Genomic DNA, 17,632 nt, shown 5'->3' on the forward strand with positions numbered 1-17,632 from the left:
TTTTTTTCTGCGATTCTGAAAACCGGTAACTCTCACGGCTTTCGGATCCTGTTACCTTTTTGACCATATGCTCCATAAATGTCGTGTTTTATGGAAACTGTATAGCTATTTTGGTAAAGGACAAGGTAAAACAGGCAAAAAGTTCCCTGAAACCTGTTTTGCGGCCCTCGGCAAAGTGACCCCACCCCTCCACCTATACCGCATTAGCGACTCATTACGCCCCAACAACAAGACCAAAGCCTCTACCACTAAACGTAAGACTGCCGGGCCGCCATGCGTCGCTAATAACCTTTAAACGCATCCCGCATACAGACATGCGTTGCTGTTGTTTCCGGTTTTGGGTTTACATTGCAGTCAACCTGTAGCGTACCCCCAGCCAACCCGCCGGGGGATGGCCTACGAGTTGCCTGGGAATGGCCTAAGCTCCTAGTGTAGGAGTAGGATTTCTGTAGGACTTCTGTACCACCTCCAGAGCATACCTTCCCAATCCCACGCCCATTAGCCACCCACTCCCCCGCCTGAAAGCTCCCGTTGTCCGTCTAGTCCGGCGCCTGGTTTCGCCAAGAAAATGCACATTTTGCGACCAGGCCTCCACATACATGTAACCTGCCCAGAGCGTCTCCCCGCCGCTTAATTTCCAGGTCAAACCGGCTCACCCTCCCTTGCACATATGCAGGTTCCGCCCTATCTTTCCACCCACCCAACGCCCTTTACCATGCCCAAATTCGTGATCCACAAAAAAGGATTCTTCTATACCGACGAAGCATTCGAAGCCCATCCCGAAGCGAAAGGTTCTATCGTTAATACCTTCGGCTCGCTCGATACCGCCACTGCCGCCAAAGCAGCCTACGATGTTGCCTCCATGCAAAATCTCAAAGGCACGAACGCCATCGATTTTCTGTTTAGCCACAAGAATTATGACGGGGCTTTTCAACAACTGGAAGCGTTCTACAAAAAGGATTTCGGCATTACCCTGACCGATAAATATTACTTCAACTTCCCCCCGCATATTTCGCGTGACCAGGCAAAGGTCTTTCTCTCCATCCTTGAAATTTCATTTCACGACATCGTGGAATACCCGGACGATGCGGTGTTAAACCCCGATGATTTTAAATTAGATCATATGGAACTGGGAGAATTTTAGCGTATGAATGCTGTCATCCATTCCCGCATATCGGTAAAGCGCAGAGGTGGTGTCATCGAAGACTACCTGGCTATTCACGATTTCATGGACTGCACCAAGGAACTGTGCAGCGATAACCGGCACCGCATCCTGCATACCATGTGGGGTATTAAACGCGTCATCGTTCCCATCTTTGGGCACACCATCACCAACAGCGATGGCAAAGCGGTTAATATAAAAGACCTCTGCGAGCAGGATCATATCCTGCCAGATTATCAGAACCGCTTCATACCCACACTAGCTGATTTTGTATCAGCGCTGGAACCATCCGCAGCCAACGGCATCAACTTTGAAGCTTTCGCCCAATCTTATGCAGGCGACAAAGACCTGCATGAATTGTTGCTATCTCCCCTGGCCAATACTGGCCACAAAGCCTCCCTGCTTGTAACACACAATTCCTGGTTCATCAATGAGATCGTGCCGAAAGTGCTGGGACGCCGTCCCGAAATAAAAGACTTCGCCATCAGGCCCGCCGACCTGTTCAACCATATGGAGTTCAGGCTGTGGATGGATAACGGCTCAGGTTTTCCCGACAGCAGCCGGCTGACTACCGGTAAAATAGTGGGATAGTTTTACTGCACCGGCATGCTTTGCATGTTATCAGTATTCGTAGTCTTCAATGGGAATTTATCTTTCGAAGTAATATGCACATTATGGAATTGCCAGCCGGAAGCATAGCTAATATCACCCGTAGTAGCAGCATCGATCGTCACATCTTTGAAATGGAATCCTGTAAGTAATGACTGCGATAAACCGGTTGCACTGATCACCCGCTTAACACCGGCAGCTTTTATGCCACTCACATAAATATTCCTGAATTGTGGAATTCCTTTTTCGGCAGGCTCTACTTTTTGCAACATCGCTTTCCAGTGAGCAGGTATGGAGTCGTAATTGTACCCATCCGGTAGTTTGGAGTAACTATACGTGGGATTCCAGTTCATGGTGAAGTGAAATGCATTGCCTACACTATCGAGTTGGTTATTGATAAAATAAATATCTTCTACTGTGCCTCCCCGAGTGGTGGCTGATTTGATATGAAACCCATTGCCCGTACCCATGGCCACGAGGTTGGTGGCCAATACATGGCGGATGCTGCCGGAGGTCTCTGATCCTACAGTAAGCAGTCCGCCGCCTTTGCGGGCGATGCTGTTGCGGATCACGATATACTCGGTGGGACGGTTAACGCGCAGGCCATCCCAGTCGCGCCCGGCTTTTAGACAGAAGTCATCGTCATTACAATCGATATCGCAGTTCTCGATGAGTACCCAGGAAGAAGAGTCCACATCTACTCCATCGGTACTGGGACCTTTCCCATCTTCGTTATTGCGGATGATGACGCCATTTACCGTAAGGTATTTTGAGTACAACAATTGAACCGTCCAGAAACCTGCGTTGGAGAAGGTAACTCCCTTGAGGGTAATATCGGCTGACTCCTGCACGAGGAAGGTGCGCACGCGTTTGGCATCATAGTCAACGATCCAGCGAAGGCCTTTGGGTTCGTACTCCTGCCGGCGCATGGTCCAGTATTTATCCCAGCAGAATTTTCCCCGCGCATTGACCTTTCCTTCGCCACTCACCATTACGTTCTGCTGTCCAATAATATTGATCAGCGCTGCAGGCCATTTCATTTCGATGCCGGCGATGCGCGTATCGATCTCCGGATAATCTGAAAAACTTTGACTGCCGAGCAGGGTAACACCTTTGCCGATTTGCAGGTGCACATTGCTTTTGAGAAAGATAGAACCGGTTACATATTCACCGGGCTCAAAGGTTACGATGCCGCCGCCTTTGACAGCACAATCGTCGATGGCTTTTTGGATGGCGGCGGTGGTAAGCGTTTGGCCATTTTTAACAGCGCCGTATTTATTGACGAGGAAAATCCGCTTATTGGTGGGTTGTTTGCGGGCGCCCGTTTTCTTTGCCCAGGCAAGTACGTGGGCAGGAATGCTGTCGGGCTGGTTGGCCAGGGCGGGCAGACTGAACAATAAAACCACAGAGGCTACGATCCCGTACAAGGCAATTCTACGCATGGCAAGCTGATTTGAGAACGGGAAAATAGAACAGGATGAGAGCGTGGCTGTCCTGCGGCATCCTGCAGCCGCACAAATGAAGATGACGACGCTCATGCTCAAAGGATGATTTCCACGAACGCCCGACCGACCGCCCCCCCTGGGCAGGTTAGCTCCCGGCGCCTCGTCTTGAAAACCCTCCAACAGCTAACTCATTTACTCAACAACTTAAACTCTTCCTGCGTAACGGTAAACACCGTACCATGACGCAGCCCTTTGGGAAAGGTTACTTTGTCGGAGATATCGGTCCAGGTAATAAGGTCCGTAGAAGTGATGGCGCCGTATTTATGTTCGGTGTACTTATCGAAGTAAACGATCCAATTGGCACCGATCTTTATCACGGTAGGACCTTCTGCCCAATACTTCCCGGTAATGGGAGACGATGGAGCGGAATATCCACCGGTGAGTTTTTTGCTGGTGGCGATGCGCAGGTTCTTTTGCGCCGGCTTCCGTGTTTCATCCTTCAGGAACATGACGTACTGCTTTCCATGTTGCTGAATGGTGGCATCGATGACATTGAAGCCCTGATCGTACAGGAGTTTGGTTGGACTGAATGACTTAAAATCTTTCGTGGTCACATAATACATGCGGTGATTGTATTTATCATCGCCAGCCGTATCGCCAGCGGCAAACCTGCCGGGTATGGTAGTGGCCCAGTAGATCATGTATTCTTTTTTGCGCTTGTCGTAAAAGATCTCGGGCGCCCAGCAGTTACGGGCGGTTGGTTCGTGCTCCATTACCGGGATGAATTGCTGATCGCTCCAATGGATGAGGTCTTTGGAGCTGGCATAGCCAATTCCTCCGTCGTTCCAGCTTACGGTCCATACCATATGAAAGTTGCCATCAGCGCCCCGTACAATGCAGGGGTCGCGCATCAGTTTGTCTTTGGCAACGGTGGGCTTGAGGAAGGAGCTATCACCCTTCAACGATTGCCAGGTGTAGCCATCGTGACTGTAAGCAAGGTGTAATCCATCCTCGCCATTACCCTTAAAATAAGAGAAGAGATAAACAGGAGCGCTGGATTGCTGGGCAAGTGATACTTTGGTAACTAAGAGCAGTAAGAGGAGCTTGTACATAATTGAATATCTGAAATTCTTTTCAAAGCTGATCATCATTTTCAGATGACTTCCATAAAAAAAGAAACCCGCCAACCTGCGCTTGAATCAGCCGCAAGGCAAGTGTTGTTAAAAATTATATTTAATTCCTCACCAACGTCACACTCAACAGGCCGATCAACACATCATTGGCGAGGGCGTGCACCGTGAGCGATTTCAATTCCTTCTCACTATTCAATGGCATATCGAGGATCGTGGCGGCGCCGCCATCGATGGCCCGATTGCTGAAGCCCTTCAGGGAGGTATATTCCTTTACCGATGAAGGCGCCACCACTACACCCGTCTTCAGGTATAGGCGCAAGGGTTCTTCTGCATCTGTCGTAAACGCATAACCATCGGTATAGAAATCCTGCTCGATGGGCCACCAATTTTCGGGGTTCTTCAACAATAAGGTATCGGCCGTACCATCTGTGTACTCCACCACTACCCTTCCATTCGCCATACGGCTCTGCATAGGGTTGGTAGTACCCGCCATCAACAGGTAAGCATGCGAAGACCGGCCCGTGAGCGGTAACACCGTACTATCGGGATAATTGTCCCATTGAGAGGTCCACAGCACATTATTGGCAGAAGTATCGCCCGATGTGCCAAATGGTATATGCTGCTCAAGATTGATCTCATTATTGCTACCGGCCAGTTGACGTAAGCCCGAATCGTTGATAACTGGCTGCACCAACGGATAACACCAGTTACCAATTCCCTGCGTAGGTAATTGCAAGGTGGGCGATGCCGGTCTGGGTGACAGGTACACCGGCTCAAACACTTTATTCAATTTTCCATTCATCTTATTGGCCAGCTCTATTTTCTCAAAGGCTATGCCTATAGAAGGAATACTCCAGTTGAGCATCGTTGCTTCTACCACCCGAGTGCTATCCCACACGAAACGGATGATATTGGTACCCGATACCAAATAAGGCGCCGGTATATGTACGGTAGGCGATACACCTTTGGCCGGCACCTCCAGCGGCATACTGATCAACCGCGGACCGGGATTCAATACCAATCTCCCCTTCACAGCCTGGATATGGTTACGTACTTTAAAATAAATACCGGTTGAATCCTGTCGCACCGGTATTATGTCCAGCGACTGCGTGATGTTGATATCTACCGCCTGCCACCAGCTCATGCTCCCCTGTTTCAATTGCACAAAAAACGTCTTTCCTCCTTCACCCATTGCCACTCTTCCTTCCACTTTGTTGTTGCGTACCAGAGGCAATTGCAAGGCCCCTTGTGGATCGTATACCTGCTGTACCGCAGCATTGCCGCCATTGATCGCGATGGCAGTACCGCCTACCTGACTGCTATCTACCTGAAGCGCTTGTGGCACTGCACCCTTCCAGGTGATGCTAATAGCATACTTGTTTTGTTTTGGCACCGTTATTTCCCAGAGTGGTTCGCCCACCGCTTCATTCACCGGCCTGCCAGCTACAGGTTTGCCATTCACCGTTACCACCGGCACACCTGTTTTTACTGCCCGCACTACCAGGCGGAGATGCATGGTATGCGAATAGCCTGGAACAATGATGTATTGGTCTTTGACAGCATCCCGTTTATAATCGACCTGTATGCCCGGTGTTTGCAACGAGGCCGCATTCCAGCCCGCCGGCCAGCCGGGCCTGATGGTGAGTGTGTCTCTGATAGCATCGGGCAATATGCCAAACAGTCCTTCTACCAGCGTACGCGATGCCATGCCAATGGGGTCTGCAAAATCTCTGTACAATTCTCCGCGTATGGCATCATAGAATGGCAGCTGCTGAAAATTACCCGGACTAGCTCCTACATACATCGACTCGAGCAGCGCACTCTTCCACAAGCGGAATGCTTCATCCGCACGATTTCCCTGCCAGTAAGCCAAGGCCGTATGCAGATTCTCGGCCAGCGCCACATTGTTGATAGACCAGGTATAAGGTTGCCAATTGGTGGTTGACAACATATAATGATCCTTACCCGGCAGACCTTTTACCTGCATGGGTATATGTGGCAAATGCTGATCGATGTACTTCAACGACTGCCAGGCCTGGAAAGCGTTGGGTAGTCCGCCATCGAGCGCATGATAGATCGTCCATAAACCAGCAGACGGGTGAACCAGCTGCAAGCCCAACAGGTCTTTGTATTCACCGTATACGCCTGCGGACGGCAGCCACAGCTGTTTATTAATCGCTGCCGCGATCTTTGCCGCTTCTTCCCGGTATGGCTTTCCATCTTTACCAACGATGGCTGCCAACGTAGCGGCCATAGCATTGGCCCGGTAGTTATAGGCCGATGAATGCGTTACTCCTCCGCCGCTGTACTGCAGCGCATCACTGGCCCAGATGCAGCAATAGGCATCGTACAATCCATCATTATCTGCATCGAAATTGCGCTTCTCCCAGCTAAGGTGCCTTTCGATCACCGGCCATATCTCACGGATGAACGCCGTATCGCCCGTATAACTGCAATGAGTAAGCAATTGATCGATGAACACCAGGTTCATATCGTAATGGTGCGGGCGCATATCCCCATTGGGATTGCGGCAGATATACCCGCTGCTGAACATGGCATTGCCCATCTTCTCCTGCTGACGCGCGAAATGCAAGGCCGTATCGGGAACTACCGGTCCGCTCAATGGCGTAGTAACCTGCGATGCCGCATAGCTGGTGAAATGCCGGCGCGCACGATCGTGCCAGCCAAGTGGATCGGCGGTGTAAGCACCACGCCAGGCGGGCAGGCGCATGCGCCAGGCAATAGCGCCGTGCATGTACGTAGGATCGTCCCAGATGGCATCGGCTGCGATACCCAGTGCACCACCGAGCGTGTTGAGGTATGGATCGGGTGTATTGATCTTTATCCTGTTGGCCAGCAAGCCGCGCGCACTGTCGGCGCTACGATAAATAGCAGGAATATCTGTATAAGCAACGGCGCCTGCGTTGGCGGCAGGCTGGCGAATCAGGAAATAAGCTGTATCCGTTCTCTTCAACTCCACCTTACCGCAAACCATGGGCGCATTGCCCGCAGTGCTGGCATCGGCAGACAGGGGCGATTGCTGCTGGTTGGCATCTGCCGTATGCAATTGCATCCCCGCAGGAAACACACCTTCCAGCTTCTTTGCTCCGTTATCACCAAAGCGAACAGTAAATTGGTTGCCCTGCAACTCATACGCATTACCAGTACAATAAGCAGGCTGTAAATAGAAGGATGATTCGGGATCGGCGCCGATATCCCCATCGCGCGAAAACTTTTTACCGGTGGCCCCGCCAAAGGCAGCCAACAATTGTACCGGTACAGTCAATCCCTTCGGCACCACTTGAATGATCATCGCTTCCTGGTCGTAGGTGGCGATCACATTCAGCAGCAGGGAGCCGGTACCCAGCAAGGGGTCCCTGATCTCGTACTGCATCGAACCGGGGCGATAAATGGCTTTTATGTTTTTAGCAGCGGTGAGCCAACTGCTTTTATTGCCGCTGATGATGCCCAGCTTACAATTGCCGCCCATACCGGGCAGGTACAAAGCAAATTCCGGCAAGTCGCCGGCCTCTACCCGGAATGCGGTATTGCCGCCATACAACGCGCGGTTGAAGCGGAGTGCACCATTCGTCGTTACAAAATCCTTCCCTTCGGGCCGGTAATGGAGCGTACGTTCCTTACCATGCCAGGGAGCAGCAGCTGGCACCTGACCATTGGCTATAGGCGCAATAGCCAGTAAGAGCAGGGCACAAATAAGTCGTATCAATGGGAGCGATTTAAGGCATCTTACGCAACCCTTCCCACTTTACGGACCAGGTATCTTTTGGGAAACCCGGATTAAGGGTTGTATTGGCATCGGATCCGGCACACATGAGCGCGATGGCACTTAATAATCCGCCATTGCCCGGCAAGTAAATCGTTAATCTTTCATCCTGATAATTGTGGCCGTTGACAAGGTAAGTATTGGTTCGAACCGGCATGAACAAAGCATCGATGGCTTTTTCCGGTTTGTTGAGCCGGGTGGCAGCCATGGCCGTGAGTGGAAAATCCCATCCCCAGGTATCATCCCATTTCCAGATCTTCCACACCAACTCAAAGGTACTCTTCATTACGACAGTATCCAAGTGATTGCTGGCAGGCAGCGAAGCATAGGTACCCAGCACGGCCGGATGGTCGGTAAGGTACTTTTCCGTCGTGTAACAATCGGGCGTGGCCTCTGTGGCGAGGTATACGCCATTGGCCTGCGGTAGCGGGGCCAGGTTATCAATGATCTTATCCCATTCGGCTTTGCGGGGAAGGCCGTCTCGTATTCTCCATTGCTGCGCCACATTGAGCGCCCAATGCCAGTAAGCCAGTTCATACGTGGGATTGAAGGTGGTTACCGCGTCAAAACATTCCTGCGCCGGTATCAGGCCCTTCCCCAGGTTGTATCTCTTCTTAGCGGCATCGAAAGAAGGAAAGGAGGCCATAAAATCGGCGGTAGCAAACACCAGTTCTTTGTATTTATCCAGCACCTGCTTCGACTTTCGCTCGCGGTAGCTCAATTCGGCCATATAGATAAAATGCGGCTGCTGCCAGATGAGAAAAGAACCGACCGACGAGGGTGATTCATTGCCTTCGTGGTCCGTCATCTTCTGCCAACGTACCCCTTCAAAACCCTGGCGTTGTGCAATGGCTTTGGCGCCGCCTGCCACAGTAGCATACCAGTCCAGACTTTTTTCCATCAGCTCCGTTCTGCCCCACAAGGCAAAATGCACGGCATGCCACCAGTGCATTTCCAGATGCGGTTTGCCATACCAACTATTGTAGGTGAGGCCGGTTTCCTGTGGTGGAAAGTTCGAGGCGCATTGTAGTTTGGTAAGGTATTGCGACAGCACCATCCGTCTTTCCAGTTCGGGAGCACGGGTATCTTTGCTACCGGCGAAGTCAACTGCACCGCCACTTTTCCAGAACTGTTGCCATCCCTGCTGGCTATTGCTACTGGTTTGCTTGAACGAAGGCAACGCGAGGGCTGGCGGCTTTTGTGAAAAAAGGAAACTGACCTCAAAAGCATCTTTCTCCGCCTGCGGGATGATGATGAACCGATCGTGCTGCACCTGTAGAATATTCGCCTTTTGTGGGGAGCTGCACCGCAGGTAGTAATCGGTGCTGTCGAGTGTGTGCACGATCGTAGAAGGCAGGGATGTGTTGATGCGCTCATTCGCTTCACCATCGCCAACATAAAAGCCAGCCAGGTGTTTATCATTGCCGGCTGCATATACCCCTACATCTTTAAACTGCGCATTGGGATAGGGGAAATGGATGGTGAGTTTCAATTGCTGCTTCCGCACCAGTGGCGAAATCACCCGCACAGCGATCATATCGAGCGACTGATGCGCGTAGGTGATCACCTGCACCGGCTGGCCTTCTACCGTGAAGCGGCTGTTGAGCTCACCCGTCCACATGTCCAGCTGCTGGTTGATGTCTTTAATATCATCGATCGTGGCCGGGGCTCCGTTCTTTTTGATGATCTCCAATCCGATATTGCCCAATTGAAGGCGATGGGGATTGACGCGGAAATAATCTACCGCATGCTTATTGCGCTCCGGCTCTTTCCATTGCACCGGATACGGGATCTTGCGGCCTTCCAACTCATAAGTCCGCAAGGTTTCCTCGAACTTGTAATGATTGATATTGGGAAAGCTATGCCATCCCCATTCTGATTGAGTGCCGAGCGCCACGCCACCTTTATAATAGGCAGGAAAGGATTGCAGTCCCGTTACATCGGCTGTAAATGCGAAGCTGCCATTGCCGATGGACAAAGAGGAAAGTGAATCGGCTTTATTGACCTTTACGGTATGGCGCTTTACGACTGCCATACGGTCGATGAGCGGCTGCTGTGCCAACGTGCCCGCACCTGCCAATATCAATAATCCTATTAATAGTCTTTTCATAGTTGATCGGCTTTACTGGTATCAAAACAGGTCATTTACAGACGGCATGGTAAACTGCTTGCGCTGATCTTCCGGTTTTGGTAACCCGAAATAGAACCAGAGCGTTCTCTTTACGGGCGCATTGAATTTGGTAAACTCACCCGCTGGCCCCAGGTTGCTGGTGTTGGCACTGATATTCAACGCCAGTTTGGTGCCGATGGGCGGTATCGCCTCCAGAAAAGAAATATCGCCGGTTGGCAAAGTAGGATGCGGCACAATACCCGATAGTCCATAGAAATTGAACAACCGTACATACAGCCCGGTATCCTTACTGGCTACAAGGAATTTCCCTTCAACCGTATTCAACTCCATCCAGGTAATATCGGCAAAATATCCTTTGAACTCCGGGAAATTCCAGGGATAACTGCCGGTTTGCGTATTGTTGTACATGTTCTCCCACACATTCCTGGTAACGCCCTGCAGGCGGTTCTTCCACACCCGGTAAGGCCCTTTGCCCAACCATTTGGCGCCCAGCACAAAATTTTCCGGATAGCTGAAACTGATGCCTGCCAATGGAACAGCGCCAGTTAGATTGTACTCGTAATCGAGGCTTACCCAGCCGCCGGGGTGCATCGTCCAACGGGCATATTTAAGGTCGCCGGTATACTTTACTTCAATGCTTCGTGTGTTGCTATCGGCTATCGTTGAGATACCTTCAAAGCCGGCATTGCCACCCACCAATACCGGACCATTGCGGAACAGCAAGCTATTGCTCACCGCATTGGCAACCCCCGTAAGCAGACCTGTTTTCTTACTAACCGTGATGGCGATGCCTGCCGACCGCAGCGTGTAGGCCGTATCAGCTTCTACAAGATGTACCGAATCATTATTGGTGGAGATGACGGTTGACAGCAACTCCGTATTGGACTTGATAGACCAGGTTTGACGTACTATCTCTTTGCCCGAAGGATCATGGACTATTAAAGTAAGTGCATCGTGGTTCTTCCAATCGGTGGGCAGGTTGAGCAACAGTTCTCCGGATTGTGTGGGTGCGATGGCCGGACCAGCCGCTGTTCCTTTCTTCAATATGGTGGTACCTGTTTGTCCGCTGAACGGTTTGGTATAATTGACCAGCTGCCAGCTGAATTTACATTGCGACAGGTTGGTGAAATGGTAGCGATTCTCCAGTGTTATCTGTCCATTGAACGATGCCGGCAGGGTTTGCCATTTTATTTTTACCGGTGAGAATATTTCGCGGATGGCCCAGAAGCTGCCTTCCTTTTCGCGGTGCGGCCCCACTACCCCATCGGGTGCATTGACGCCATTTACATCGATGCGGCCATCGAAATCGGTACGAACGATGCCTTCATCCACCAACGCCCAGAGAAATCCGCCGCCCGACTTCTTCGCACTCCAGTGCAGCTCCCAGAAATCGTTGAGCGCAGCGCCGCCGCCGCCATCATCCTGGCAGTGCAGAAATTCGGTAGGCATATAGATATCTGGCCCAGCGAGAATATTCTTACTGCTGTAGTAATCCTCGTAGTGATTGCAATCGATGCCATTGAAGGTATTGCCGGGCCGGTGGTGCGCGTGGATCACCGGGCGGTTGGAGAGATCGTACTGGCCATAGTCATCATCGAGTTCCTTGTTGTGGCCACCTTCATTGCCATTGCTCCAGAAAATGATCGAGGGGTGATTGGCATCTCGGGTAACCATCTCCTTCACCAATGGCGTGCCGGCCTTAGTACTGTAAGCCTTTTGCCAGCCGGCCAGTTCATCGAGCACATAGAGTCCCAACGAATCGCAAAGCTCCAGAAAACGTTTATCGGGTGGATAGTGCGAGCAACGCACGGCATTCATGTTCATTTCTTTGATGAGCAACACATCGGCGAGGTCGATGGCAGGGCTTACGGTTCTGCCTGTCTCGGGCCAAAACACATGGCGGTTGATGCCTTTCATTTTGATCTGTACGCCATTGAGGTAAATGCCATCGCCCTTGCGTATTTCGATGGTGCGGAATCCGAAACGCTCTTTGGTGGTATAGACTGGCTGCGCGCCATTGGAGAGATTCACCTGTACCGTGTAGAGGTTCGGCGTTTCGGCGGTCCATAATTGAGGATTGCTAACTTGGGTAGTTAGCTTTATCAGGCTATCGCCTGCTTTTACTGTTTGCCGGGCTGTTGCGACCGTTTTGCCGGCAGCGTCTTTGATGGTCGCTGTTAGCTGGCGGGCTGCTTTGATATTGGCCAGCGACACATTCATTGCAAAACTGCCATCGGCTTTGGCGTCGATGCTGGTATGATCGATGTATTCTTTGGGAAGTGCTTCGAGATATACCGGACGGAAAATGCCGCCGAAGACCCAGTAGTCGGCCAGCCTCTCTGCATTGTTGACCGATTCATCGGCCGATAGTTTGCTTACGGTTACTTCCAGCAGGTTGGGCTTGCCGGCAAGGAGCTTATCGGTGATATGGTATTTGAAACGATAGAAGGCGCCCTGGTGTACGGGGCCAGCCAGTTTGCCGTTCACCTTTACTTCGGCATCGGTCATGGCCCCTTCAAAGACGATGAATATCTCTTTCTGCTTCCAATTGGCAGGAATAGTAAAGTTGTATTTGTACAATCCTTTTTCGTCGGCAAAGCGGAAATTACGGCCGTAGGTCTTGTAATCGCGCCCATAGTTATAGGCGCCAAAACCCTGCTGTTCCCAACAGGAGGGAACTTGTATGGTTGTCCATTGGCCGCTTTTGCGGCCACCTGTACAAAAGAACTGCCAGGCTACGGTATGGTCTTTATCAGTACCCGACAGGTATTTGATCTCTTTTTCCTGGCTCGTGGCCATGTAGCTAATGGCCATGCATAGCATGGCGCTTATCGTGCAACGGAGGTTCATATCAAAGTCAATAAAGCAGCTGTATCAACGCTTCTTCAACGGCAGCAGCGGATCATCAACAGGCTTATTGCGGTCGCAGGTAAGCTCGCCGTTGTTGTATTCCAGCATGGCCAGTTGTATGAGGGTGCGTTTATCATCTACAGATCCGGGCTTGGCACGTTTGTCCTTTCTACGTCCCGGATGTGTGAAGTAATACAGGTATACTTTATCGTGATTCACCACCACATCGGCATGGCCGCCGATGGACTGGTCTTCGGCGCCGGTGCCCGGCTCTTCCAGCACACGGCCCGGCTGCTTCGTCCATTGCAGCAGATCGGTGGAGCTATAGATCTCCATCCCCTTCCACACATCGATCACCATCCAATATTTCCCTTTCCAGGGAAACACTTTGGGGCCTTCGCCCCGGGCCGCTATCGCTTTGCCTTTATCGGTCCAGGTATACAGGTCCTTGCTATCGGCATAATAAATGGATTTGCCATCACGCTCATTGTTGTACCAAAGGCGCCAGGAGCCGTCGGGCAGGCGGTATACCGATGCATCGATGACACTATTGTTCACCAACGGAAGGGTGGACTGATAGGTCCAGTTCACCAGGTCCTTGCTGGTGCAGTGCACTATATTGCGCGGATGCGCCCAGTCTTTGAATGTACCGGGCACATAGGTGAGGTACATATGATAGGTGCCCTCGTGCTCGATGATATCGGGCGCCCAAAAGGTATACCCTTCATGTGGCCGGTAATTGATATTGGCCGTGTCTTTGTATTTCCAGTGCAGACCGTCTTTCGATTCTGCAATACCGATGCGGGTGCCATGCACCCAGGCTACGGAGGTAGAATCGTCGTTGTTGGCGCGGCGGTTGGTATAGAACATCCACCACTTCTTCACATTTGGGTTCCAGATCACCACCGGATCGGCTGCTCCATCGTATACGGGATCGCAGTACAGCGGCTTGGGCGCCGGCGATTGGGCGGTAGCAAGAGCTGTACACAAGAGCTGTAAGGAGGCGATGATGGTGAGGAACTTCATAGTGTTTGACATTAACGCAACGGAAAGTTGATACCGGCTTATAAGGCGCTCCAATAGGTTGATAGCTTGCAGGCGCCCAGGGGTGAACTATTCACTATCAGGTCAGCTTTACTGCCTGGCGGGCGAGCAGCTTCCATTCCTTGCCTTGTTTTTTCCATACCGTGAGGATGGCCAGTTTTACAGCACCGGGTTTGCCGCCATCATTTGTTTCGGCAGCGAGTTTATGACGCACGATCGCTACATCGCCCGATACGGTAATGGTTTGCTCGGTAAGGTCGATGCTCACGAAATCGGATTTACCACTGGCAATGGCTTCTACGAAGGCAGCCTTGTCTTCCAGCTTGCCACTGGAATGCCCATAGGTAAGTTCGGTAGCGGCAATTTTTTCGAGGACTGCTTTATCACCATCCACCATCGCTTTGCGCAATGTTTCCACAGCAGCTGCTACGGCAGTTTCGTCTTTTGATTGGGCCATTACGGTAACAGTGACAAGGTTTACCAGTAAGAGCAGGCTCAGCAATTTAATTCGCATTCTATATAATTTTTGCGGGTTAAGAATGAACCCAAATTAAGTCTTATTGAATAATTCGCGGCCGCCCGGGCTGCCCAAACTTGACTTTCTCTAAAAGGGCTATTGGCAAAATTGTAACCTCAGTTGTCAGGCCCGAAGCCCGGGGCTGCCATTTAGCCGCGGTAAACAGCCCGTCGGCTCCCCTGTTCTCTGCCAGCCGCGATGGGAAATTGGTATTATAGAATTTCTTCCAAAGCACCCCTTCTTTATCCATAGCGGCAATGCGGTTGGCCATGCCATTGGTGACCAGTATCTCCAACTGATTGCTGGCCTTGAGAACTGTTGCCGGTATAGTTACCTGGAATACCGGCCCTATCAGGGTAGCGATCTTTTTACCATTGAGGATCACTTCCGCCGACTCCTGCACCTGCCCCAGATCGAGCAGGAACTGCTCCGCTTTATCGGCAGGCTTTGGAAAGCTGATCTTATAGGATGCAGTACCGGAAAACTTCTTGACTTCCTCACCCGCCCATTCGGTCCAGGAGCTTAGCAGTGTGGCGGTAGTTGCAGCTGGTAAAACGGGACCACCCTTTACAAAACTTACCTGCCAGGTGCCACTAATCGTAGAGGGTTTGCCCGTTGCGAGGTACCCCGGGAATGGCGAGCCACCAGGGGCCTGTGCTGCCGTTTGCAGCACACAACTTTCGCCGGGATTGAGTTGCAGGAATACTGCCGTTTGACCGTTTTCTTTCTTTACCGTTCCGATACCCTGCCTGCCTTGCATGGGATCGAATATGGTTACGTGATTGGCAGACGTTGCCATGGTGATCCAATCATCGACACGTTTGTTGCTGGTATTGGTGATGAAATAATACTTACCGCCAGCAATGGAACGACGTATACACAACAGGCCGTTTTGAGCCATGGTTTCGCGGGGCACTTTGGCGGCTGCCATCAGTTGCTGCCAATCGTCGGCCAGCAATACCCGCCCTTTGCCTACTATGGCCTGCTGCACACCATTAACGCTGACAAACTGCAGGCTGCCTATCAGTTTCCTAAAGACTTCCTGACGTTTGTCCAGATCGCTGAATCCAGGAACATCTTCAGGCAGGCTTGTATGCACAAGAATGGTAGCCCCTTGCCCAGCCAGGGTTACCAGCTTTTGCAAGGTCTCCAATGGCAGGTATTTGATATGCGGTACAGCGATGGTCTTATAAGCATTGCCGCCCGACAACAGATCCCGACCGGTATATTTCACTTGTTGCAATTGTTTATCGGAGAAGAGATCAAATGTATAGCCCTGCTCCAGCATCCAGGCTGCAACACTTTTGAAATCGGTATTCTCAAATCCTTCCATGCCATCGAAATGATGCAGCAGGTCCCGGCCCGGTTGTGCAAAGCGGTCATACACCGGAAAATACAGCAGAACATCATTATCGGGTTTACCTGCCTGCAGGAACGACTGTGTACGGGCTATATACTTATTAAGTGTGGGAAAATCTTTCCAGAATGGATTGTTGGGATGAAAATGCACGGCCGCATAAAATAACCAGCCTGGCCAGGAATCGTTGGCTGGTGAATAATTGGTGCCGTGATAGAAAATATGATTTACGCCGCCAATGAAATATTTGTCGATGGCCAGCTTCACATCACCGAGGGTAGATATAAAATGCTCATTGAGCCAGGTGGCGGCTTCGGCCGAAGCGAGCGGTTTGCCCATCACATGTGCGGTAGACGTAGCAAACTTGAAACGTAATATATCTGTTCCTTCCGTTTCGGGTATATCGATGGCGCCGTAAAGATCGAGTATGTTGGCGGGCGATCCGTGCGACTGGTTGCGGATGAGCGCTCCTTTGCTTTTGGCCCAGCTATGCCAGGGAGTCGTGAATTTCTCCAACAGCAGCTCGGAGATGGTTTGCCGGTAATCGCTCAATACGCGCGCATTCTTATCGGCATTGTCTTTACCGTATAATGCCGGCAGTTCTTTTCGCAGATCATATCCCCGGCGCTGCTGAAATTCGTTCAGCAGATCGGGTGTCCAGTTGGCCTGGCCCCGCGCATCATCCACCTCATACGAATCGTTGAAATAAGAGCGGATGCCTTTTACCTGTTTACCGGCAAATGCTTTGTCAAAGTATTGCAGGTAATGCTGCAAGGCAGGTAACGAGAAGTGATCGATCACATCGCCTTCGCCACCTGGCGCTGCGCGCTCCACGAGCTTGCCATGCCAGCCCTGGAAAAGCCCATAGAGTGTCCAATTGCCTGCCGGCGCCGTCCAGTTCAGCGTACCATCGGGCGACACGTTACCGGTAAGGTCCTGCTGATTGCCTTTATCATCATAGGCCATCAATAAGGTAACCGGTAGTTCTTTCCCGAACCTTACCTGGTCGAATGCATATTCCTGTAATCCTTTATTGGTAGCGATGGGATAGCTGAGTGTTTTGATATCAACCGGTTTGCCGCTTACCGTGCGCACCATCGGCTGTTGCGTAAACAACACTTTCTCGGTGAGCTTTTCACCGGTATTGAGCGACCATGTTTTCAGGTTTACATTCTTACACGCATCGGTTGGTGTAACCCAGGGTCCGCCAAAAGGCCATCCCGTACCGGTCGCCAGGTCGATGCCCATTTTAAGGCGGTTCGCCTCTTGTAAGGTATGTTCGAGCATGCTTACCCATTGCGGCGATAGAAAGGGAATGAATTGTTGCTCGGCACCGTGTACTCCATAAATGGGGGTGATCTCGAGTCCACCCAATCCGGCTTCGCTGTATTGTTTCATCAGCGAGCTGAGATCGGTTTTGTTCACCGCACTGCCCTGCCACCACCAGCGTGTCCAGGGTTTGGCGGTGCTGGTAACAACAGGCCATTTACTTTGTGCGTGTGTAGCTGTAACAGCAAAAAACAAGCAGGTAATGAGGGAGGCGCGTTTCATGGAGTGACAAGTTAATACCGGGCAATGGTGTGAACAAGGGAATTGTGTG

At 51.3% G+C, this 17,632-nt stretch carries 10 protein-coding genes; 2 read left to right on the forward strand and 8 right to left on the reverse strand.

All coding sequences use genetic code 11. The features are described from left to right. Positions 1–715: 715 nt before the first annotated feature. Positions 716–1,144: a hypothetical protein gene (locus P2H89_RS30770; protein WP_275834475.1), complete on the forward strand. Its 429-nt coding sequence runs from the start codon at positions 716–718 to the stop codon at positions 1,142–1,144. A 3-nt stretch (positions 1,145–1,147) separates the two neighbouring features. Further along, a complete protein-coding gene (locus P2H89_RS30775; RefSeq protein ID WP_275834477.1) occupies positions 1,148–1,753 on the forward strand; it encodes a hypothetical protein in 606 nt (201 codons plus the stop codon). A gap of 2 nt (positions 1,754–1,755) precedes the next feature. Here the strand turns inward: P2H89_RS30775 and P2H89_RS30780 are convergent, their stop codons facing one another. The 8 genes from P2H89_RS30780 to P2H89_RS30815 all read right to left on the reverse strand — a co-directional run bounded on the left by P2H89_RS30780 (position 1,756) and on the right by P2H89_RS30815 (position 17,583). Then, positions 1,756–3,213: a glycosyl hydrolase family 28 protein gene (locus P2H89_RS30780; protein WP_275834479.1), complete on the reverse strand. Its 1,458-nt coding sequence runs from the start codon at positions 3,211–3,213 to the stop codon at positions 1,756–1,758. Between the two features lie 191 nt (positions 3,214–3,404). Then, positions 3,405–4,328, reverse strand: coding sequence for a glycoside hydrolase family 43 protein (locus P2H89_RS30785; protein WP_275834481.1), 924 nt, complete (start codon positions 4,326–4,328; stop codon positions 3,405–3,407). A gap of 121 nt (positions 4,329–4,449) precedes the next feature. Next, positions 4,450–8,076 (reverse strand): DUF4450 domain-containing protein, encoded by a 3,627-nt coding sequence (locus P2H89_RS30790; RefSeq protein ID WP_275834483.1) that lies wholly within the window; start codon positions 8,074–8,076, stop codon positions 4,450–4,452. 10 nt (positions 8,077–8,086) lie between these two features. After that, entirely contained in the window at positions 8,087–10,243 is a 2,157-nt protein-coding gene (locus tag P2H89_RS30795; protein WP_275834485.1) for a hypothetical protein, read from the reverse strand. A gap of 21 nt (positions 10,244–10,264) precedes the next feature. Then, positions 10,265–13,114 (reverse strand): glycoside hydrolase family 2 TIM barrel-domain containing protein, encoded by a 2,850-nt coding sequence (locus P2H89_RS30800; protein WP_275834487.1) that lies wholly within the window; start codon positions 13,112–13,114, stop codon positions 10,265–10,267. Positions 13,115–13,138: 24 nt separating this feature from the next. Further along, positions 13,139–14,140 (reverse strand): family 43 glycosylhydrolase, encoded by a 1,002-nt coding sequence (locus P2H89_RS30805; protein WP_275834490.1) that lies wholly within the window; start codon positions 14,138–14,140, stop codon positions 13,139–13,141. Positions 14,141–14,237: 97 nt separating this feature from the next. After that, complete coding sequence (locus P2H89_RS30810; RefSeq protein WP_275834492.1) at positions 14,238–14,672, reverse strand: nuclear transport factor 2 family protein; 435 nt, start codon at positions 14,670–14,672, stop codon at positions 14,238–14,240. A 43-nt stretch (positions 14,673–14,715) separates the two neighbouring features. Further along, entirely contained in the window at positions 14,716–17,583 is a 2,868-nt protein-coding gene (locus P2H89_RS30815; RefSeq protein WP_275834494.1) for a glycosyl hydrolase, read from the reverse strand. Positions 17,584–17,632: the final 49 nt, after the last annotated feature.

Source organism: Paraflavitalea sp. CAU 1676 (genome assembly GCF_029223285.1).
In the GTDB taxonomy this organism is placed as follows: domain Bacteria; phylum Bacteroidota; class Bacteroidia; order Chitinophagales; family Chitinophagaceae; genus Paraflavitalea.